Genomic DNA, 18,773 nt, shown 5'->3' on the forward strand with positions numbered 1-18,773 from the left:
CCATTGCGGCGCGCGGGGCGTCAAGCCCTGCGGCTATTTTGCCGTTGAACCGTGGGGAGTGTGCTGTAGAAGCGGGCAAGTTTATTCACGAGGTCCCCGATGATCCCCAGATTGGACGCTGCCCTGATTGATGCCCGCGACCCCGCCACGATGGCCGAGCTGTTGCGTGGGGTGCAGGAGGTGGGCTTTCTGACCGTGCACAACACGGCGATTAGCACAGATGAGCTGGCCGAGACGATTGCGATGTATCGCGCATTCTTTCACCAGCCCAAGGACGTGAAGGACGCGGTGAACATGGCGCGGACGGGTGCCAATCGCGGTTGGGGCGCTGCGGGCAGCGAACAGGTGGACCCCGACGCCAACCCGGATTTCAAAGAGGTCTTTGATTGTGGGTTTGAACTGGCCGCAAATGACCCGCTGCGCGCCTTTAACCTGTCGGTCTACGGCGACAATCAATGGCCTGAGCTTGAGGGTTTTCGTGAAGCCATTCAGGCCTACTATGCCAAGGCGCTGGGGGTTGCGATGGGGGTTCTGCGCGGGATTGCTGCTGCGATTGGCGAGGATGAGAGCTATTTCGACGCGGCCTTTACGCGCCCGATGGCGCTGCTGCGTGGGAACTATTATCCACCGCGTCCTGGCTGGGCCGGGGATAAGGATTTCGGCATCGCCGCGCATACGGATTACGGCTGCGTGACGCTTCTGGCGTCCGACGGCGTGGCCGGGTTGGAGGTGCTGGGGGCAGACGGCGACTGGCTTCCGGTCAATGCGCAGCTGGGTGACTTCGTCATCAATTTCGGCGAGATGCTGGAGATGTGGACGGAAGGCCGTGTAAAGGCCACCTTGCACCGTGTGGTTGGATCAGGGGATGAGCGGATCTCGGTCCCGATGTTCTTTAACCCCAACCACGACACCAATGTGGCCCCGCGCGGATCAGGGCAGGTGATCATGGCGGGTGATCATATGAAGAAACGGTTTGACGAGACCTATCTGCACCTGATGGCGCAGACGGGAAGCTGAACGCGTCGGTGGCTCACGTTGTGAGCCTGGGGGCGCTGCCCCCGCGCTGCGCGCTCCCCCGGGATATTTGTGACAAGAAAATGCGCGCGCTTGGGCGTGCTTAGAACTTGGGAGGCGCGTTCAGGTCGGTGGGCGCGGCCGAGAGGGCATCGTCGAACTTGATCGACTCGCCACAGCCGCAGGCCTCGGTCACGTTGGGGTTGTTGAACTTGAAGCCGCTTTCCAGAAGCGAGACCTCATAGTCGATTTCGGTCCCGAACAGGAACATCTGCGCCATAGGGGCGATCATCACGCGGGCATCGCCCTGTTCGACGACCTCGTCATGGGGTTCGACCTCGTCCACGTAATCCATCGTGTATTCCATCCCCGCACAGCCGCCTTTCTTGACGCCGATGCGCAGGCCTTTGTGGCCGTCTTTCTCCATCAGCTTAGCGATTTGTGCTTCGGCTGCTGGGGTCATGGTGATGGGTGATTTGCCGGGAATACCGAACATGTCTGTGATCCTTGTCGCTTGTCCCTAATTTAGGGAAGCAGAACGGCAATCTCAAGCGGGGGCAGAAGCGAAAGCAGGGCTTGAGTGGCAAAACCTGCAAGGATGGCCCAGCCGAAGCTGGCAAGCGTGCCGATGATCACGTATTCGGCGGTGCGCTGATCGCGGCTGGCCGTGCCGAAGCGTAGGATGGATTTGGCGGCGACCAGAAAGCCCACGCCGAGTGGCAGGTCGGCAAGGATCAGAACGAAGACCAGCCCGCGCTCCAGAATGCCAATGGTCCAGCCGCCGCCCTTCAGCCCGTTGTTGCGGATGCGCAGGGAATGGGGCTGCATGAGGAGCCCGATGGCAAAGCCGCCGGCGCGGGTGGCGACGATGGCGCCTGCGGCCACTGCCAGAAGGGGCAGGGCGGTGTCGGGCCATGTGTCCCAGAGCGTCGGGGCATAGGCTGCGACGGCGATGATGGTCACAAGATGTGCCGCCTGATCCCAAAGAAATCCCGAGAGCTTCCGAAATCCGCCAAATGACTTCACGGCGTCGATGATCAGGTGCGCGAAGGCCAGAACAAGCAGTTCGGGCGCATCGTAGGTGCCCAGCGCGGCCTGTGCGGTGACAAGGACGATCAGCGCGTGCAGAAGCAGGACTTGGGGGCGCCGCTTGTTGTCGGTGATCCAATTGGTTTGAAAGACAAAATCAGCAAGCACATGGGCGAAGAGGAGGGCTGTGAAGGTTTCAATCATCTTTGGCCTCTTCGTTCTCGATGTTTTCCAGCGCGGTCCAAACTGCGTCGAACCCCGCGCCCTCCAGTGCTTTCGTTACAGCCTGACGGGACTTGCCCAGCGCTCTTGCCACGTCGGTATGGCTTGGAAGCTTTCCCGGAGCCAGCATGAGAAGAATGGCAGTCGCTTGCGCCGGGGTCCAGCCCTGCGAGATGTGGTCGGCAAGCGCGAATGTTGCGCCGACGGCACTGATATTCAGGTGACCCATTCGCCGTTCGTTTGGATAGCGTTTAAGCACTTCAAGCAGGCGACCACTATCGACAAATGGCTGTTCAGTGAGTTGGTTCAGGGTTGTACCGCTGGGAATCGGAGAGGCTGGCCCCTCTGCCACCGCCATAAACGTCGAAAACTCTTTCCCCTCACAGCGCAACGCCGCGCGAAAGGCCAGCGCTGAGCGCAGCGCCAGTTCCGGACGGGCGAGCCTGACCTGCCATCCGTCTCCGCGCTGGCGGGTGAAATGCAGGTCTTCTCCGTGCCACTCGGCCTGAACCTCGGCAGAGGCAGACAGCGCGTCGAAGGCGCGTTCCAGATCCTCGGGCGTCATTTGGGTCGAGCCGATGATGTCCCCCGTCAGGACGACGATATGGGATAGGTTTTCACTCATGGTGCAACCATAATAGGCTGCGAATGGTAAAGTGCAACCTTTTTAGGTTGCGATTGGGGGAATGCATCCGAAAATGATTGCGAAACGCAAAACGCAACCCGATTGGGTTGCGCTGGGCCGATCTGCGTCGACAGAAGTTGCACCGGGTGAGGGCTTACATGAATCCCAGTTCCAACCGCGCCTCGTCTGACATCATTTCCATGCCCCAGGGCGGCTCCCACGTCAGTTCGACATTCACCTGTTTGACGCCCGCAACGGGTTCAATCGCTTCGACCAGCCAGCCGGGCATGTCGCCTGCAACGGGGCAGCCGGGGGCGGTCAGGGTCATGATCAGGTCGACCTCGTTCTGGTCGTTGATCACGATCGTGTAGACAAGGCCCAGATCGAAGATATTTACTGGGATCTCAGGGTCATAGACGGTGCGGCAGGCCTCGACCACCGCGTCATAAAGCGGGTGCTCTACGCTGGACGGTTTGATCAGGGGTTCCCCTTCAATCCTTGTATCGGCTGTATCGGTCATGCTGGTCTCGCTCTAATCCTGAGCGAACATATAGGGTTCTCGTGTCGCAAGGTCCAGAGGGGCAATGGCAGACAGGAAAAAATGCAGGCAGAAACCAAAGATCAAGCTTGGAAAAAGCCACCATAATTACAGCTATATATTGACGAAGTGGGGGCCAAATTTCGCCATAGTTGCAGGTCAGTTTCAGTTGGAAAGGCTCTGATGGGGGCTGTGCCCTTTTTAGGGTGAGGGGATCGAAAAGGGGTGCGTGGCGCGATGACCACGGAGATGGAAGGCTTCCCGGAGCGGGGGGGCACTAAAGACAGGATTGCTCAGCTTTCCGATGCGGCGCAGATGGTGCAAGACTTCACCTATGACTTCGCCATGCATCTGGATCCGATCACCATGACGGAGCTGATGGTGACCAGCCGCCGGCTAGAGCGTCTGGCCCAGCGGTTGGCAGAGGATCCCAATATTCTCGCGGCCATTGCGCGAGAGGATGACGGGGAAACCCCGCCCGAGGGGTGAGGTGATCTGACAATTGCCCTTGGCTTTCGGGCCGTGTTGGGCCACATCTCGGCCATGACTGATCAAAGCACGACAAAGTTTTCGTATACGCTGAACGCAACCGATGGGCGCGCGCGTACCGGGGTGATTCACACGCCGCGTGGCGACATTCGTACGCCCGCCTTCATGCCCGTGGGGACCGCGGCCACCGTAAAGGCGATGATGCCCGAAAGCGTTGCTGCGACCGGCGCGGATATTCTGCTGGGCAACACCTATCATCTGATGCTGCGCCCGACGGCAGAACGGATCGACCGGCTAGGTGGGCTGCACAAGTTCATGAACTGGGACAAGCCGATCCTGACGGACAGTGGCGGGTTTCAGGTTATGTCGCTGGCAAGTCTGCGCAAGCTGACCGAGAAGGGCGTGACCTTCAAATCGCATATCGACGGGTCAAAGCATGAATTGACGCCAGAACGCTCGATGGAGATCCAGAAGCTTCTGGGGTCAGACATCGTGATGTGCTTTGATGAATGCCCCGCGCTGCCCGCCGATCGCAAACGGATTGCCGAAAGCATGCGCCTGTCGATGCGCTGGGCGCAGCGGTCGCGCGATGCGTTCGGGGACCGTCCGGGGCACGCGCTCTTTGGCATCATGCAGGGCGGGCTTGAGGCTGATCTGCGCGAGGAATCGGCCAAGGCGCTTACCGATATTGGGTTTGACGGCTACGCGATCGGTGGCCTGGCTGTGGGTGAGGGGCAAGAGGCGATGTTCGACTGTCTCGATTATGCACCCGGCTATCTGCCGGAAGACAAGCCGCGTTATCTGATGGGCGTGGGCAAGCCCGATGACATCGTGGGGGCTGTGAAGCGCGGTGTGGATATGATGGATTGTGTGTTGCCGTCCCGCTCGGGCCGTACGGGGCAGGTCTGGACCCGTATGGGGGTTCTGAACATCAAGAACGCCCGTCACCAAGACGATCCGCGCCCGATTGACGAAAACTGCACCTGTCCGGCCTGTACGAGCTATTCGCGGGCCTATCTGCACCACGTCTTCCGCTCGAACGAGATGATCTCGGGCATGCTGCTGACCTGGCACAATCTGCATTACTTCCAAGAGATTATGCAGGGGATGCGCGATGCGATCTCCGAAGGGCGCTTTGATGCGTGGGAGGCCGAGTTCCATGCAGGGAGGGCGCAAGGGGATATCGAGCCCTTGTAATATGGTGTTTGGTGGCTCACTTCGTGAGCCTGTTGGGGCTCTGCCCCCGCATGATTTTCCTGCGGAAGTTCATGCTCCCCCGGGATATTTTTGACAAGAAAATGCGTGGGTTGGTATTGAAGGGCATGGCTGAGCTTCTGATCATATGGCATTCGCGCACTGGCGGCTCCCAGCAAATGGCCGAGGCGGCGTATGATGCGGCCCGTGAAGAGGGGGCGGCGCGTATTTTAACGGCGGAGGAGGCCGAGCCCGATGATCTGCTGGCCGCGAGCGGATATTTGTTCTGTGCGCCGGAAAACCTCGCCAGCCTGTCGGGGCAGATGAAAGAGTTTTTCGACCGCTGTTACTATCCTGTGCTGGGCCGGATTGAGGGGCGGCCCTATGCCCAGATGATTTGTGCGGGGTCGGACGGGGAAGGGGCTGCGCGGCAGTTGGCCCGGATCGCCACCGGTTGGCGCCTGCGTGAGGTGCAGCCGCCCTTGATCCTCTGCACCCATGCCCAAACGCCCGAAGCCATTTTGGCCCCGAAACAGCTGGATGCGGAGGCTTTGGCACCCTGTCGCGCGCTTGGGGCGGCGCTGTCTGCGGGTCTTGCGCTGGGCGTCTTTTAAATCAGGCCCGAAATTCCTGTGGATAATTCCGCCCCCCGCCTTGTGGATCGCGAAATTGCTGGTCACTATGGGGTGAAGCGCGCGTCGAACGCGGTTGAAAAACCAAAATCGCATCCCCATTTCGGCGTGACAGGTCTGTGACACAGGCCGAATTCCAGGAGGACGTGTGATCTGCCGACATTCGGGGACATGCGGACTGCCCAACAATAAGGAAGATCCATGAGTGAGCAACTGAGCCAATCCTTCCCGGTCCTGCCGCTGCGCGACATTGTGGTGTTCCCGCATATGATCGTGCCGCTGTTCGTCGGACGTGAAAAAAGCGTGCGTGCGCTGGAAGAGGTGATGGCAGATGACAAGCAGATTTTGCTGTCCAGCCAGATCGACCCGGCGATTGATGAACCGGACGTCGACGGTATCTATCAGGTCGGCGTGCTGGCCAATGTGCTGCAGCTTCTGAAACTGCCCGATGGCACCGTGAAGGTGCTGGTCGAGGGGCAGTCGCGTGTGCGCATCACTGACTATGTCGACAATGCAGATTACTTCGAAGCCTTTGCGGAAGTGATCGAAGAACGTCCGGGCGACCCGAACGAAATCGAAGCGCTGCTGCGCTCGGTCGGGGAAGAGTTCGAGCGCTACGCCAAGATCAAGAAAAACATTCCCGAAGAAGCGCTTGCCGCTGTCTCTGAAACCCGCGCACCTGACAAGCTGGCCGATCTTGTGGCCGGTCATCTGGGAGTCGAGGTTGAACAGAAGCAGGAGCTTTTGGAAACCTTCACTGTGTCCGAGCGGCTGGAGAAGGTCTTTGGCCTGATGCAGGGCGAAATGTCCGTTCTGAAGGTCGAGAAGAAGATCAAGACCCGCGTGAAGTCGCAGATGGAGCGCACCCAGCGCGAGTACTATTTGAATGAGCAGATGAAGGCCATTCAGAAGGAGCTTGGCGACGGCGAAGAAGGCCAGAACGAACTGGCTGAGCTGGAAGAAAAGATCGAGGAAACAAAGCTTTCCAAGGAAGCCCGCGAAAAGGCGGATGCCGAGCTGAAGAAGCTGCGCAACATGTCGCCCATGTCCGCGGAAGCCACGGTTGTGCGCAACTATCTGGACTGGATGCTGGGTCTGCCATGGGGCAAGAAAAGCCGCGTGAAGAAAGATCTGAACAACGCCCAGAAAGTTCTGGATGCGGATCACTATGGGCTTGAGAAGGTCAAGGAACGCATCGTCGAGTATCTGGCTGTTCAGCAGCGCTCGAAGAAGCTGAAAGGCCCGATCATGTGCCTTGTTGGCCCTCCGGGTGTGGGTAAAACCAGCTTGGGTAAATCGGTTGCCAAGGCCACGGGACGCGAGTTTATTCGCATCTCGCTGGGTGGCGTGCGTGACGAATCTGAGATCCGCGGTCACCGCCGGACCTACATCGGCTCGATGCCCGGTAAGATCATTCAGGCGCTGAAAAAGGCGAAAACCACGAACCCTCTGATCTTGCTCGATGAGATTGACAAGATGGGGCAGGATTTCCGTGGCGACCCGGCCTCGGCGATGCTGGAAGTGCTAGACCCGGAACAGAACTCGACCTTTGTCGACCACTATCTTGAAGTGGAATACGACCTGTCGAACGTGATGTTCCTGACCACCGCGAACTCCTACAACATGCCAGGCCCGCTTCTGGACCGGATGGAGATCATTTCGCTGGCCGGCTACACCGAGGATGAGAAGCGCGAGATCGCCTCGCGTCACTTGCTGCCCCAGACCATCAAGGATCACGGGCTGAAGAAGGGTGAGTTCTCGGTCTCGGAAGGCGCTTTGACGGATGTGATCCGCTATTACACCCGCGAGGCGGGCGTGCGGAACCTGAAGCGCGAGCTGGCGAAACTGGCGCGGAAAGCCGTCACCAAGCTGGTGAAGAAAGAGGTCGAGACCGTCGATGTAACCCCCGATCTGCTGGACGAGTATCTGGGCGTGCGCAAGCACCGCTTTGGTCTGGCCGAGCAAGAGGATCAGGTGGGTGTAGTCACCGGGCTGGCGTGGACCAGCGTGGGTGGCGATCTTCTGTCGATCGAAGCGCTGCGCCTGCCGGGCAAAGGTCGGATGAAGACCACCGGGAAACTGGGCGACGTCATGAAGGAATCGATTGATGCGGCCAGCTCCTATGTCCGCTCGGTCGCGCCTGAGATTGGCGTGAAGCCGCCCCAGTTCGAAAAGTGGGACATCCACGTGCACGTGCCGGAAGGCGCGACGCCCAAGGATGGTCCGTCGGCTGGTCTGGCCATGGTGACGTCCATCGTGTCTGTCCTGACGGGCATTCCGGTGAAAAAGGACATCGCCATGACGGGCGAGGTGACGCTGCGCGGCAATGCGCTGGCCATTGGTGGCTTGAAAGAAAAGCTGCTGGCTGCGTTGCGCGGGGGCATCAAGACGGTTCTCATTCCGCAGGAAAACGAAAAAGACCTGCGCGAGATCCCGGACAACGTGAAAGAGGGGCTGACCATCATTCCCGTCAGCCATGTGTCCGAGGTTCTGGAACACGCTTTGGTGCGCAAGCCGGAAGCCGTCGAATGGGACGAAGCCGCAGAAGAGGCCGCCGCCAAGGCGCTGGCTAAGGATGCGGGCGGATCGGGTGCCGTGGCGCACTGATCCTGACCGGATCGGCAAAATTCAGGGGCGCGGCAGGTATCTGTCGCGCCCTTTTTCATTTACGCTGGATTTGGCTGCATTCTGCCTCTTGCACCCCCGACGCGGCGGCGCTACATAGCGTCCAGTCGGGTGATTAGCTCAGTTGGTAGAGCGCTTCGTTTACACCGAAGATGTCGGGAGTTCGAGTCTCTCATCACCCACCATTTATCTTTGAATACAAAGTGATGGCGCTCTTGATTAAGAGGTGCTGCGCGCGCGTCTCTGGTCAAGATAGGCCTTCATGCGCTGCTTGTAGCGCGTCGAATTGCGCCCGATCAGGCCATGCACGCCCCGCATCGCACCAGCTGACAGATCGTCTTCGATAAAGGTCCGTATAATATCGTGGATGACGCCCGTGCCATCCATATGCTTCAGCGCTGTGTGACCGCCAAAGGGCAGGGCGACCGGCTGAAGGTCTGGGTGCAGCGCGCGAATGTGGTCCGCATGCAGGCGATCCTGTGGAGCTTGCCTTGGATCATAGGCAATGATGCCCTGCAGACGGTGGCCCTCTTCCAAAGGCTCAAGTTGGTCCAGTGCAGGATCCAACAACGCTGCTTCTTCCTGATATCCTGCCTCGTAGGGCGCTTTCGATTGCATGATGGAATACTGCGGAGACAGCAGTAGAACCCGACGCAGGCGCAGCGCATTGGCGAACAAAAGCGCTCCATATCCCCCCATTGAGAACCCGACCGAGCAGCTTTCCTTTCCCTGACACAGCTCTGACAGAAACGCGCGCAATCGGGTGGTGTCTTGGTTCAGAAACCAGTCATTCTGGTCCGTTTGGACGTAGATATGCCCATAGCCGTGCTCCAGAGCGGTCTTGGAGGGTGTGTAGTCCGGGAATGACGCACGATGGCGCCGCCAATGGTCGAAAGTGACGAACAGTTTTGGGCGGTCAACCGAGCTTCCAATGACCCGGAGAGAGGTGCCGTCAAAAAGAAGTTCGCTCAAACCGGGCCCCAATACTCAGTCGTCATAGGTTGCAAACACGCGCGCCGCGCCGCTTGGACCAATCTAGGGCGCGGCGGGTCCCCGGTTCAAGCCCAAGTGCACGCGAAACATAGGGTAAATGTATGCCAAGCTTCGGCGAATTTTGCTTTCCTCTTTGCAGGTTTTCCGGTTCACTTCTCCGGTCACGCAACAGGAGGAACGCATGTCAGAACACGGCTATGCAGGCGGTCGGTTGAACCTGCCATTTGTCGGAATCGCCACCTTTGGCAAGAAGCCCTACGTAGAAAATTGGGATCAGATTGACGCCGATGTGGCCGTTCTTGGCGCTCCGTTCGATTTCGGCTGCCAATACCGGTCCGGCGCGCGGTTTGGCCCGAGGGCGGTGCGCGAGGCCTCGACCCTGTTCAGCTTCGGCCATGCGGGTGCGTATGACCATGAAGATGACGCGACCTATCTTGGCAGTGACGTGCGGATCGTCGATCTGGGTGACGCGGATATCGTCCACACCATGACCGGTAAAAGCCACGCCAACATCGAATATGGCGTGAAGAAGATTTTGGACGCAGGCGCGTTGCCGGTGACCATCGGCGGGGATCACTCGATCAACATTCCCTGTATTCGCGCCTTTGAAGAGGACTGCGCCGAAAATGGGCCGATTCACGTGGTGCAAATCGACGCCCATCTGGATTTTGTCGACGAACGCCATGGCGTGACCGAGGGCCACGGCAACCCAATGCGTCGCGCGATCGAGAAGGACTATGTCTCGGGCATGACTCAGCTGGGGATTCGCAACGTGTCCTCGACCGCGAAAGAAGGCTATGACGACGCGCGGGCGCGCGGCTCGGACATCCTGTCGGTGCGGCAGGTGCGCAAGCTGGGCACGGACGGCGTGTTGGAGCGTATTCCCGAAGGCGCGCGGTACTATGTGACAATCGACATTGACGCGTTCTGCCCGTCGATTGCGCCGGGGACCGGCACGCCCAGCCATGGCGGTTTTGCGTACTATGACGTGCTGGAGATCCTACAGGGGCTCAGCAAGCGTGGCGATGTGGTCGGCATTGATCTGGTCGAGGTCGCGCCTGCCTATGATCCGACCGAAAGCACTCAGATTCTCGCCGCACAGCTATTGCTGAACTTCTTGGGGTTCATCTTCCACAACAAACAGGCCGGATAAAGCCTTATCCCCCGCCGGCCGAAAACCGGTGGGGGGACATGCCGAAGGTCTCGCGGAACCGTTTCGAGAAATAGGCCGCAGAATCATAGCCACAAGCGATGGCCACATCGACCACCGGCATGTCCGTTTCCGCCAGAAGAATGCGGGCGCGTTGCAAGCGCAAATCCTGCAGGTATTTCTTCGGCGTCGTGTTCAGATGGTGGCGGAACAGGCGTTCCATTTGGCGGCGCGAGATGCCTAGCTCTTCGGTGACAATGTCCAGATTGACGCTGTCCTCGAGGTTTTCTTCGAAATAGGTCAGCACCCGCACCAGCTTGTCATTGCGCACCCCGATCGTGGCCGAGGTCGAGCTTTGCTGGCGATCGGTCTCGGACCGTTGGACGGTGTGCAGGCACATGTTCAACACAGCCTGCGACAGCACGGGCCCATGCGTGTCATAGATCAGCCGCAAAAACAGGTCGGTCGCCGCCGCTCCACCGCCGCAGGTCAGGACGCGATTGTCGATGGTGTAAAGCTGCTCGACCGGATCCAGATCCGGGAAATGCTCGCGAAAAGGGGCGATGTTTTCCCAGTGCAGGGTGAACTTATGTCCGCCTAGAATGCCTGCCTTCGCCAGCGTATAGGCCCCAGTGCAGAGCGACCCAACTGTGCGCCCCAAGCGCCACTGCAGGCGCACCCAGTCCGCGACCTTTGTCGACAGGGAACGTTCAGGCTGAACACCCGAGCACACAAAGACCCGACTGTTGGCGGGCGTCTCGCCAATGGGGCGATCAATGCCGATCTCGATCCCATTTGAGCAGCGCACATTTTCGCCATCTGCCGACATGGTGGTCCAGCGATACAGGATATGCCCTGTCAACTGGTTCGCAATGCGCAAAGGCTCGATGGCCGAGGTGAACGCCAGCATCGACAAGTTGTCCAGCAGCACGAAAACAATCGTTTCGGGCTCGGCCGGAGGGGTGACGACGACATGGGCAACGCCCTTTGGAACGACGGGTTCTTGCATGGCAAACCTGATAGCTAACGAACGCAGTTTAGCGTGCTTTGCCATGCACACAAAGTAACTCAGCGTCCAGTTTTAATGCGTGTGCGTCAGAAAATGAAAAAAGTGGATTTCACCTCTTGCCAAGCCCCGGCGAATAGCGATATGTCGCGTCCCACGGCGGGTGATTAGCTCAGTTGGTAGAGCGCTTCGTTTACACCGAAGATGTCGGGAGTTCGAGTCTCTCATCACCCACCATTCCTTCCCCAAAGCATCGTATGTTGTCCCTACGCGGGGCATATGTGTTCAGACGCCCTGGCTGTTCGTCATACGCGGGCAGGGGGCATGTTTGGCCACGTTTCGCGCCAATGATCGGGTCATCAAAAAATAATTCGAAATCTGCAAAAGGCCGCTTGACGCCTCCGGTGGGTGCGAATAGAACGCCCAAACAGTCGCAAGACTGGCAGTGAGCGGTTGTAGCTCAGTTGGTTAGAGTACCGGCCTGTCACGCCGGGGGTCGCGGGTTCGAGCCCCGTCAACCGCGCCACCACTGCCCGAAAGAAGCCCCGCCTTTGGCGGGGTTTTTTCGTTGTTGGGGTGTCGAAATGCAGCCCCAGTCGACGCCGGAACTTTTTCAACCGAAACCGCATTTTTCCCCATTGACCCCCCGCGGGCCTCGGGCTATTCCCACCGCTACGCGCGGTTGTAGCTCAGTTGGTTAGAGTACCGGCCTGTCACGCCGGGGGTCGCGGGTTCGAGCCCCGTCAACCGCGCCACTTCACCACATTTCGTCAAATGCTTTGGCCTGTTAAGGCGGGTGAACCCGTGTGGTGTAACCCTTTGGATCAGGAGACCCTTATGTCCTTCATCGACGAAATGCCCTTTTCCCTGATCTTGATTGCCTGCCTGACACTGGGACTAGCCCCCTTCGCCCCACCGCATATCTGGGAGAAGCTGGTGATGCTGGCCTCTGGCACGCTGGTGAAGCCTGTCGATATCTTCGATTTGCTGCTGCACGGCGCGCCCTGGATCTTGTTGATTCTGAAACTGGTACGCCTGAAGCGGGCATAAAAAAGCCCCGGAGCGCGGGAGCGTCCGGGGTTTTGGGTGTTTTCGCGATCTAGCTGAGTTTAGGCCAGTTCCGCCAGGATACGCGCCCAGCTGCGGATCCCTTTGTGGAAGCTCTGCAGGTCGTATTTTTCGTTCGGCGAGTGGATCTTGTCGTCGTCATTGGCAAAGCCCACCAGCATGCTTTCCATGCCGAGGATCGACTTGAAATAGCCCGCGATCGGGATCGATCCGCCCATACCCGCAAAGACCGCGTCGCGATTCCATTCGTCCGATAGCCCTTTCTGGGCGGCGCTGAATTCAGGGCGGGTGATATCCATAACGGCGGCGGGCGAGCCTTCCAGATCGTTGTCCCAAATCACTTTCATATCCGGCTTCAACTGCGCCTCGACATGGGCGCGCACGCGGTCGCGCAGCTTGTCAGGGTCCATATCGCCCACAAGGCGGCAGGTGATCTTGCAATGTGCTTCCGACGGAATCACGGTCTTCGAGCCGACGCCGTTATAGCCGCCCCAGATACCGTTCACTTCCAGCGTCGGGCGCGCCCATTGCTGTTCCAGACACGAGCGGTCTTTCTCGCCGTGGCTCTGCGTGTAGCCCGCATTGTCCAGATAAGCTTTCTGATCGAAGCCCGAGTTTTCCCATGCCTCCAGCTGATCCGCCGGAGTGTCATGGACTCCTTCATAGAAGCCCTCGACCGCGACCTTGCCGGTCTCGTCATCATAGAAGCTGGCGACAATGCGGGACATTTCGCGCAGCGGGTTCAGGCCCGGACCGCCATAGTGGCCCGAGTGCAGATCCAGCGACGGTCCGACCAGCGTGAATTCGTCCTTCAGCATGCCGCGCAGCTGGCTGGCGATGGAGGGCACGCCGGGGCTGACCATCGAGGTGTCACAGATCAAAGCGATGTCGGCGGTCAGCTCATCACGATTCTCTTCCATGAAGGGGACCAGCGACGGCGAGCCTGATTCCTCTTCCCCTTCAAGGAAGATGGTCAGTTTCGCAGGCAACGATCCATGCACTTCTTTCCATGCGCGGCAGGCCTCGATAAAGGTCATCAACTGGCCCTTGTCGTCCGATGCGCCGCGGGCGCGGATGATCTTGCCATTGGGGGTGTCTTCGACAAACGGGGCGAACGGGTCGTGGTCCCACTTGTCCAGCGGATCGACGGGTTGCACATCATAGTGGCCATAGAACAGCAGGTGGCGATCCCCGTCGCCGCCATGCCCCACAACCATCGGATGGCCGGGGGTGTCGCGCCTATCTGCCTGAAAACCAATCGTTTTCAGATCATTTGCCAGCCAGTCAGCAGCGGTCACGCAGTGATCTGCAAAGGCGGGGTCGGTGGAAATCGACTGGATGCGCAGAAGCTCCATCAAACGGTCGAGTGCGTCGGGAAGGTCCGCATCAATGCGGTCCAGAACTTGATCAAGCGACATGGTATGTCTCCGGTGTCGGGAAAATTTGAACCGAGCCTATCACTGCCGTCGCCGCTGTCCAGATACGATCCTGTCCGAAGGTCCCATGGACGAGTTGTCGCGCTCGTGATGAAAAGGCTTTCGTTTGAGGTGGATCAATGTAAAACCGCTCAAAGTCCCGGAGGATGGGTAAGCGAACAGGCGCGACATACGTTTTTTTGAATGTGTTTTGCGGGGGAATCCCTGTATAAGCTGCGCAGGGAACAGGATGAAACGGCCCGGGAGGGTAAATTGGACTACGAAAACAAGCTGGACGAGGCGCTGTCGCGCCTGCATGAGGAAGGGCGCTATCGCACCTTCATCGAGATTGAACGCCGCAAAGGGCAGTTCCCTCATGCGACATGGACCAAGCCTGATGGCAGCGAAATGCCGGTCACCGTATGGTGCGGCAACGACTATCTGGGTATGGGTCAACATCCAGTTGTTCTTGAAGCCATGCACGAAGCCATCGACGCCACCGGCGCCGGTTCGGGCGGTACGCGCAACATTTCGGGCACCACGGTCTATCACAAGCGACTTGAGGCCGAGCTGGCCGACCTGCACCGCAAGGAAGCCGCGTTGGTCTTTACCTCGGCCTACATCGCCAATGACGCGACCCTGTCGACATTGCCCAAGCTGTTCCCCGGCCTGATCATCTATTCGGACGAGCTGAACCACGCTTCGATGATCGAAGGCGTGCGTCGCAATGGCGGTGCCAAACGTATTTTCCGTCACAACGACGTCGCCCATCTGCGCGAGCTTTTGGAAGCCGACGATCCCGCCGCCCCGAAACTGATCGCCTTTGAAAGCGTCTATTCGATGGACGGCGATTTCGGCCCGATTGAAGAAATCTGCGATCTGGCTGACGAGTTTGGCGCGTTGACCTATATCGACGAAGTCCACGCTGTAGGCATGTATGGCCCGCGCGGGGCAGGGGTCACCGAGCGTGACAACCTGGCCCACCGCATCGACATCATCAACGGCACGCTGGCGAAAGCCTATGGTGTGATGGGCGGCTATATCGCGGCCTCGGCCAAGATGTGTGACGCGGTGCGTTCCTATGCGCCCGGCTTCATCTTCACGACATCTCTGCCGCCGTCGGTGGCAGCTGCGGCCGCGGCATCGGTTAAGCATCTGAAGACTGACCAGTCGCTGCGTGACCAGCACCAGACCCAAGCCAAGATCCTGAAGACCCGCCTGAAAGGGATGGGCCTGCCGATCATCGATCACGGCTCGCACATTGTGCCGGTGATCGTTGGGGATCCGGTACATACCAAGCAGTTGTCGGATATGTTGTTGGAAAACTTCGGGATTTACGTTCAGCCGATCAATTTCCCGACGGTTCCGCGTGGCACAGAACGGCTGCGGTTTACGCCCTCGCCAGTGCACGGTCCGGACGAAATGGACAAGCTTGTCCGCGCGCTGGACAGCCTGTGGTCGCATTGTGAGCTAAATCGTGCCGAACTGTCGGCGTAAGCTGAAAGTTAATATACACAAATTTCCGTGATGTGTTACTTTCCCCACAGGGAAACGATGGACCACGAATCGTTTCCTAGGGACAAGAGGCATCAGGAGCAGTTGGCATGATCGGGCGTTGGAGCACGTCTCAGGTCGAGGAAGAAGAACAACCTACGGGGTTCGATTCCTACGAGGTCCTGTTGGGCGATGTGATGCGCGGTGAACGTGCAACGCTTGGGAAGTCTCTTTTGGACGTTCAGCGCGAGCTAAAGATCAAAGCCAACTACATCGCAGCCATTGAAAACGCAGACCCCTCGGCCTTCGCGTCGCAGGGGTTCATCGCGGGCTATGTCCGCTCTTATGCGCGTTATCTGGGGCTTGATCCCGAATGGGCCTATTCGACCTTCTGCGCCGAAGCTGGCTTTGAAGTGGATCGCGGCCTGTCCAATGGTCTGGTCAGCGAGAAAAAGGCGTCGCCGGCCTCTGAACATCGCGGAGATCCCCTGTCCAATCCGAACGCAACTTGGGTCCCCCAAAAGGAAAGCATTTTCGCTGGCATCGAGCCGGGCGCAATCGGATCGATTTCGATGCTGCTATTGCTGATCGGTGGGCTGGGCTATGGCGGATGGGCTATGCTGAAGGAAGTTCAGCGGGTTGATTTCGCACCGATTGAACAGACGCCAGGGGTATTGTCTGAGCTGCCTGAGCTGGAAAACGCTCCCCTTGCTGCCGACGGTGAAAACACCCAAGTCGCCGCCGCTGGCCTGACCGCGCCGCCGACTGTCGAGGCTCTGGACCGCCTCTATCGCCCGCAGGCGCTGGACGTGCCGGTTCTGAACCATCGCGACGCACCGATTTCGACGCTGAACCCGAATTCTGTTGGCGTTTTGGCTGGGCTTCAAACGCCTGAGCTTCCTGTCATCGAAGAAAGCTTCCCGGAAAGCGATACGCGCCTTGCCAGCGCAGCGCCAGCCGCAGGTAAAGTTCAGGTGCTTGGGGCAGATGCCGCAGATGTGGCTGTGTTTGCCGTCCGCCCGTCATGGATCCGTATCCAGACCGCTGATGGCAGCGTGATCTTCGAAAAGATCCTCGACGCGGGCGAAACCTATGTCCTGCCCAAGACCGAACAGGCGCCGATCATGCGGTCCGGCAATGCGGGATCAATCTATTTCGCGGTGAATGGCGCGGCCTATGGTCCTGCGGGTGCTGGCGCGACCGTCGTCAAGAATATTGCCCTGTCTCAGGACGCGGTGCGTGAGAACTTTGCGCTTGCCGATCTGGACGGAGATGCCGATTTAGCAACTGTCGTGGCCGAGCTGCAAGCCGCCGAATAATCACTTATTGAGCGATCTGTTTTAGGGCGCGCCTTGTCGCGGGTAGCAACGCGCGCTATCTGTCTGAGCAAGAGAAGCCAGCTGGAATTCTACACATGTCTCACAATCCCATTCGTCCGTGGCGTGATATTGAGCGCCGGAAATCCCGGCAGATCATGGTAGGCAATGTGCCTGTAGGTGGCGGCGCGCCGATCGCGGTGCAGACCATGACCAACACAGACAGTTCGGACGTAAAGGCCACGCTGGGACAGGTGCTTGCTGCCGCAGAAGCGGGCGCTGACATCGTCCGCATTTCCTGCCCCGATGTGGGCTCGACCACCGCGCTGAAAGAGATTGTGGCCGAAAGCCCGGTCCCCATCGTGGCCGACATCCACTTCCACTATAAACGCGCGATTGAGGCCGCTGAAGCCGGTGCTGCCTGCCTGCGGATCAACCCGGGCAATATCGGCGATGCAGGCCGCGTACGCGAAGTGATCAAGGCTGCCAAGGACCACGGGTGCTCGATCCGGATCGGCGTAAACGCGGGCTCGCTCGAGAAGCATTTGCTTGAAAAATATGGTGAACCTTGCCCCGAGGCGATGGTGGAAAGTGGGCTCGAGCATATCCGCATTCTGGAAGACAACGATTTCCAGGAATACAAAATCAGCGTGAAGGCCTCGGACGTGTTTCTGTCGGCCGCCGCCTATCACGGCATCGCCGAGGCCACCGATGCCCCCATCCATCTGGGGATTACCGAGGCAGGCGGGTTCGTCTCCGGCACAATCAAATCGGCCATTGGTCTGGGCAACCTGCTGTGGGCCGGCATCGGTGACACGATCCGTGTCAGCCTGTCGGCGGATCCTGTCGAAGAGGTTAAAGTCGGCTACGAGATCCTGAAATCCCTTGGTTTGCGTCACCGTGGTGTCAATATCATCTCCTGCCCGTCCTGCGCGCGTCAGGGCTTTGATGTGATCAAGACTGTGGCCACGCTGGAAGAACGCCTTGCGCATATCCATACCCCCATGAGCTTGTCGATCATCGGCTGTGTCGTAAACGGCCCCGGCGAAGCGCTGATGACCGATGTCGGCTTTACCGGTGGTGGGGCTGGATCTGGCATGGTCTATGTCGCTGGAAAACAGGACCATAAGCTCGACAATTACAAAATGGTCGACCATATCGTAGAGTTGGTTGAGAAACGCGCCTCCGAGATCGAGGCGGAAGCGGCAGAATAGGGGGCTTTGCCCCCTCGAGCCAACTCAGGGCTCCGCCCGTTCTCAGGCGAAACTGTCTCCTAGACAGTTTCCGGGAAGCCCTCGAACCCCTAGGATAATTGCCGCAAGAAAATAAGAAATTGTTAACCTAGTCTTGTAAGATTGGGGACGCGGAACAGGCGGGGACGCCGATGGCCGTGCAAGGAAATGAGAAACTCATTTTCAGAGGGGGGCGGTTGGGGCCCCCCTTTTTCATTTTCTTGCTCAAAAATATCCCGGGGGGCATGAGTTTCCGCAGGAAACTCATGCGGGGCAGCGCCCCCGACCGGCGCAGCCGGCCATCGCCTTGCTGGGCGCGAGGCATGGCCGAGCGCGCTTACTTGATTGGAATGATATCTCGTATGGGAAAGCGTAGTCCGTCTTCTGTGATCAGGATCATGCGCGTGCCGCTCTGGACGATCAGATCACATCGTGTGCTTCCAGTGACGAAAGTGGTGCAGGCAACGCCATCCTCTTTCAACTCGTAATGCCCCAGCCACGTGCCGCCTTCGCCATAGGTGTAGGAGTATTCTCCATTCACCGCGTAGACGGACTGCCCATTGTCGAAAAAGACGAGAGTGTTCCCTACCAATTGTTCGCGCAATTCTGCCGTAGACAATGGCTGGTCATCCGCGCGGGTGTTCCAATCGCTCGCCGCGACGAGCGTGGGAAAAGCGCAGAGTATGATGGCCAAGGGGGTTCGCATAAGACGCTCCTGAAACATGTCAGGA

General features: G+C 58.9%; 18 protein-coding genes and 4 tRNA genes. 14 read left to right on the forward strand and 8 right to left on the reverse strand.

Annotation, left to right across the window (positions count from 1 at the left end):
* Positions 1-99: 99 nt before the first annotated feature.
* Positions 100-1,017 (forward strand): isopenicillin N synthase family dioxygenase, encoded by a 918-nt coding sequence (locus EOL43_RS05520; protein ID WP_133486369.1) that lies wholly within the window; start codon positions 100-102, stop codon positions 1,015-1,017.
* Between the two features lie 100 nt (positions 1,018-1,117).
* On the opposite strand, the gene EOL43_RS05525 is transcribed toward EOL43_RS05520, so the two are convergent.
* The 4 genes from EOL43_RS05525 to EOL43_RS05540 form a co-directional block, all read right to left on the reverse strand.
* Positions 1,118-1,510: a HesB/IscA family protein gene (locus EOL43_RS05525; protein ID WP_133486371.1), complete on the reverse strand. Its 393-nt coding sequence runs from the start codon at positions 1,508-1,510 to the stop codon at positions 1,118-1,120.
* 29 nt (positions 1,511-1,539) lie between these two features.
* The gene (locus tag EOL43_RS05530) at positions 1,540-2,247 is read right to left on the reverse strand and encodes a DUF3307 domain-containing protein (RefSeq protein WP_133486373.1); all 708 of its coding nucleotides are present in this window, start codon (positions 2,245-2,247) and stop codon (positions 1,540-1,542) included.
* Positions 2,240-2,890 (reverse strand): hypothetical protein, encoded by a 651-nt coding sequence (locus EOL43_RS05535; protein ID WP_133486374.1) that lies wholly within the window; start codon positions 2,888-2,890, stop codon positions 2,240-2,242. The genes EOL43_RS05530 and EOL43_RS05535 overlap by 8 nt, the downstream gene beginning before the upstream one ends.
* Positions 2,891-3,044: 154 nt before the next feature.
* A complete protein-coding gene (locus EOL43_RS05540) occupies positions 3,045-3,410 on the reverse strand; it encodes an SUF system Fe-S cluster assembly protein (RefSeq protein ID WP_133486376.1) in 366 nt (121 codons plus the stop codon).
* A 255-nt stretch (positions 3,411-3,665) separates the two neighbouring features.
* Between EOL43_RS05540 and EOL43_RS05545 the strand changes: the two genes are divergently transcribed.
* From EOL43_RS05545 to EOL43_RS05565, 5 genes are all read left to right on the forward strand, one after another.
* On the forward strand, positions 3,666-3,917 hold the full coding sequence (locus tag EOL43_RS05545; protein WP_133486378.1) for a hypothetical protein: 252 nt from the start codon (positions 3,666-3,668) through the stop codon (positions 3,915-3,917).
* Between the two features lie 54 nt (positions 3,918-3,971).
* Positions 3,972-5,114: a tRNA guanosine(34) transglycosylase Tgt gene (gene tgt / locus EOL43_RS05550; RefSeq protein WP_133486380.1), complete on the forward strand. Its 1,143-nt coding sequence runs from the start codon at positions 3,972-3,974 to the stop codon at positions 5,112-5,114.
* 125 nt (positions 5,115-5,239) lie between these two features.
* Positions 5,240-5,725, forward strand: coding sequence for a flavodoxin family protein (locus EOL43_RS05555; protein WP_133486382.1), 486 nt, complete (start codon positions 5,240-5,242; stop codon positions 5,723-5,725).
* Between the two features lie 219 nt (positions 5,726-5,944).
* Complete coding sequence (lon, locus tag EOL43_RS05560) at positions 5,945-8,350, forward strand: endopeptidase La (RefSeq protein WP_133486384.1); 2,406 nt, start codon at positions 5,945-5,947, stop codon at positions 8,348-8,350.
* A 127-nt stretch (positions 8,351-8,477) separates the two neighbouring features.
* Positions 8,478-8,553, forward strand: a tRNA-Val gene (locus EOL43_RS05565).
* A 34-nt stretch (positions 8,554-8,587) separates the two neighbouring features.
* On the opposite strand, the gene EOL43_RS05570 is transcribed toward EOL43_RS05565, so the two are convergent.
* Positions 8,588-9,340: a hypothetical protein gene (locus EOL43_RS05570; protein WP_133486386.1), complete on the reverse strand. Its 753-nt coding sequence runs from the start codon at positions 9,338-9,340 to the stop codon at positions 8,588-8,590.
* A 202-nt stretch (positions 9,341-9,542) separates the two neighbouring features.
* On the opposite strand from EOL43_RS05570, the gene speB reads away from it, so the two are divergent.
* A complete protein-coding gene (gene speB, locus EOL43_RS05575) occupies positions 9,543-10,514 on the forward strand; it encodes an agmatinase (protein ID WP_133486388.1) in 972 nt (323 codons plus the stop codon).
* A 4-nt stretch (positions 10,515-10,518) separates the two neighbouring features.
* Here the strand turns inward: speB and EOL43_RS05580 are convergent, their stop codons facing one another.
* Complete coding sequence (locus tag EOL43_RS05580; RefSeq protein ID WP_133486390.1) at positions 10,519-11,520, reverse strand: GlxA family transcriptional regulator; 1,002 nt, start codon at positions 11,518-11,520, stop codon at positions 10,519-10,521.
* 158 nt (positions 11,521-11,678) lie between these two features.
* Between EOL43_RS05580 and EOL43_RS05585 the strand changes: the two genes are divergently transcribed.
* From EOL43_RS05585 to EOL43_RS05600, 4 genes are all read left to right on the forward strand, one after another.
* Positions 11,679-11,754 (forward strand) — tRNA-Val (locus EOL43_RS05585).
* Positions 11,755-11,966: 212 nt separating this feature from the next.
* A tRNA-Asp gene (locus tag EOL43_RS05590) sits at positions 11,967-12,043 on the forward strand.
* 152 nt (positions 12,044-12,195) lie between these two features.
* Positions 12,196-12,272: transfer RNA gene (locus tag EOL43_RS05595), tRNA-Asp, on the forward strand.
* A gap of 82 nt (positions 12,273-12,354) precedes the next feature.
* Complete coding sequence (locus EOL43_RS05600) at positions 12,355-12,567, forward strand: RND transporter (protein ID WP_133486392.1); 213 nt, start codon at positions 12,355-12,357, stop codon at positions 12,565-12,567.
* Positions 12,568-12,626: 59 nt separating this feature from the next.
* On the opposite strand, the gene EOL43_RS05605 is transcribed toward EOL43_RS05600, so the two are convergent.
* Complete coding sequence (locus tag EOL43_RS05605; RefSeq protein WP_133486394.1) at positions 12,627-14,003, reverse strand: M20/M25/M40 family metallo-hydrolase; 1,377 nt, start codon at positions 14,001-14,003, stop codon at positions 12,627-12,629.
* A gap of 270 nt (positions 14,004-14,273) precedes the next feature.
* Here EOL43_RS05605 and hemA point away from each other — a divergent pair, with 270 nt between their 5' ends.
* The 3 genes from hemA (at position 14,274) to ispG (ending at position 18,024) form a co-directional block, all read left to right on the forward strand.
* The gene (gene hemA / locus EOL43_RS05610) at positions 14,274-15,497 is read left to right on the forward strand and encodes a 5-aminolevulinate synthase (protein WP_133486396.1); all 1,224 of its coding nucleotides are present in this window, start codon (positions 14,274-14,276) and stop codon (positions 15,495-15,497) included.
* A gap of 107 nt (positions 15,498-15,604) precedes the next feature.
* Positions 15,605-16,813, forward strand: a complete 1,209-nt coding sequence (locus tag EOL43_RS05615; RefSeq protein ID WP_133486406.1) for a helix-turn-helix domain-containing protein — start codon at positions 15,605-15,607, stop codon at positions 16,811-16,813.
* Between the two features lie 95 nt (positions 16,814-16,908).
* Entirely contained in the window at positions 16,909-18,024 is a 1,116-nt protein-coding gene (gene ispG / locus EOL43_RS05620) for a flavodoxin-dependent (E)-4-hydroxy-3-methylbut-2-enyl-diphosphate synthase (RefSeq protein WP_133486408.1), read from the forward strand.
* Positions 18,025-18,379: 355 nt separating this feature from the next.
* Here ispG and EOL43_RS05625 read toward each other — a convergent pair whose 3' ends face one another.
* Entirely contained in the window at positions 18,380-18,748 is a 369-nt protein-coding gene (locus EOL43_RS05625; protein ID WP_133486410.1) for a hypothetical protein, read from the reverse strand.
* Positions 18,749-18,773: the final 25 nt, after the last annotated feature.

It is taken from the genome of Aliiroseovarius marinus (assembly GCF_004360145.1).
Taxonomy (GTDB): domain Bacteria; phylum Pseudomonadota; class Alphaproteobacteria; order Rhodobacterales; family Rhodobacteraceae; genus Aliiroseovarius; species Aliiroseovarius marinus.

What these genes read in the sequence shown, in the direction of transcription:
- EOL43_RS05525 (WP_133486371.1), bottom strand. Translation starts at nt 1,510, where the DNA reads ATGTTCGGTATTCCCGGCAAATCACCCATCACCATGACCCCAGCAGCC.
- ispG (WP_133486408.1), top strand. Translation starts at nt 16,909, where the DNA reads ATGTCTCACAATCCCATTCGTCCGTGGCGTGATATTGAGCGCCGGAAA.
- EOL43_RS05605 (WP_133486394.1), bottom strand. Translation starts at nt 14,003, where the DNA reads ATGTCGCTTGATCAAGTTCTGGACCGCATTGATGCGGACCTTCCCGAC.
- EOL43_RS05535 (WP_133486374.1), bottom strand. Translation starts at nt 2,890, where the DNA reads ATGAGTGAAAACCTATCCCATATCGTCGTCCTGACGGGGGACATCATC.
- EOL43_RS05540 (WP_133486376.1), bottom strand. Translation starts at nt 3,410, where the DNA reads ATGACCGATACAGCCGATACAAGGATTGAAGGGGAACCCCTGATCAAA.
- EOL43_RS05530 (WP_133486373.1), bottom strand. Translation starts at nt 2,247, where the DNA reads ATGATTGAAACCTTCACAGCCCTCCTCTTCGCCCATGTGCTTGCTGAT.
- EOL43_RS05580 (WP_133486390.1), bottom strand. Translation starts at nt 11,520, where the DNA reads ATGCAAGAACCCGTCGTTCCAAAGGGCGTTGCCCATGTCGTCGTCACC.
- speB (WP_133486388.1), top strand. Translation starts at nt 9,543, where the DNA reads ATGTCAGAACACGGCTATGCAGGCGGTCGGTTGAACCTGCCATTTGTC.
- lon (WP_133486384.1), top strand. Translation starts at nt 5,945, where the DNA reads ATGAGTGAGCAACTGAGCCAATCCTTCCCGGTCCTGCCGCTGCGCGAC.
- EOL43_RS05615 (WP_133486406.1), top strand. Translation starts at nt 15,605, where the DNA reads ATGATCGGGCGTTGGAGCACGTCTCAGGTCGAGGAAGAAGAACAACCT.
- EOL43_RS05555 (WP_133486382.1), top strand. Translation starts at nt 5,240, where the DNA reads ATGGCTGAGCTTCTGATCATATGGCATTCGCGCACTGGCGGCTCCCAG.
- tgt (WP_133486380.1), top strand. Translation starts at nt 3,972, where the DNA reads ATGACTGATCAAAGCACGACAAAGTTTTCGTATACGCTGAACGCAACC.
- EOL43_RS05625 (WP_133486410.1), bottom strand. Translation starts at nt 18,748, where the DNA reads ATGCGAACCCCCTTGGCCATCATACTCTGCGCTTTTCCCACGCTCGTC.
- EOL43_RS05600 (WP_133486392.1), top strand. Translation starts at nt 12,355, where the DNA reads ATGTCCTTCATCGACGAAATGCCCTTTTCCCTGATCTTGATTGCCTGC.
- EOL43_RS05545 (WP_133486378.1), top strand. Translation starts at nt 3,666, where the DNA reads ATGACCACGGAGATGGAAGGCTTCCCGGAGCGGGGGGGCACTAAAGAC.
- EOL43_RS05520 (WP_133486369.1), top strand. Translation starts at nt 100, where the DNA reads ATGATCCCCAGATTGGACGCTGCCCTGATTGATGCCCGCGACCCCGCC.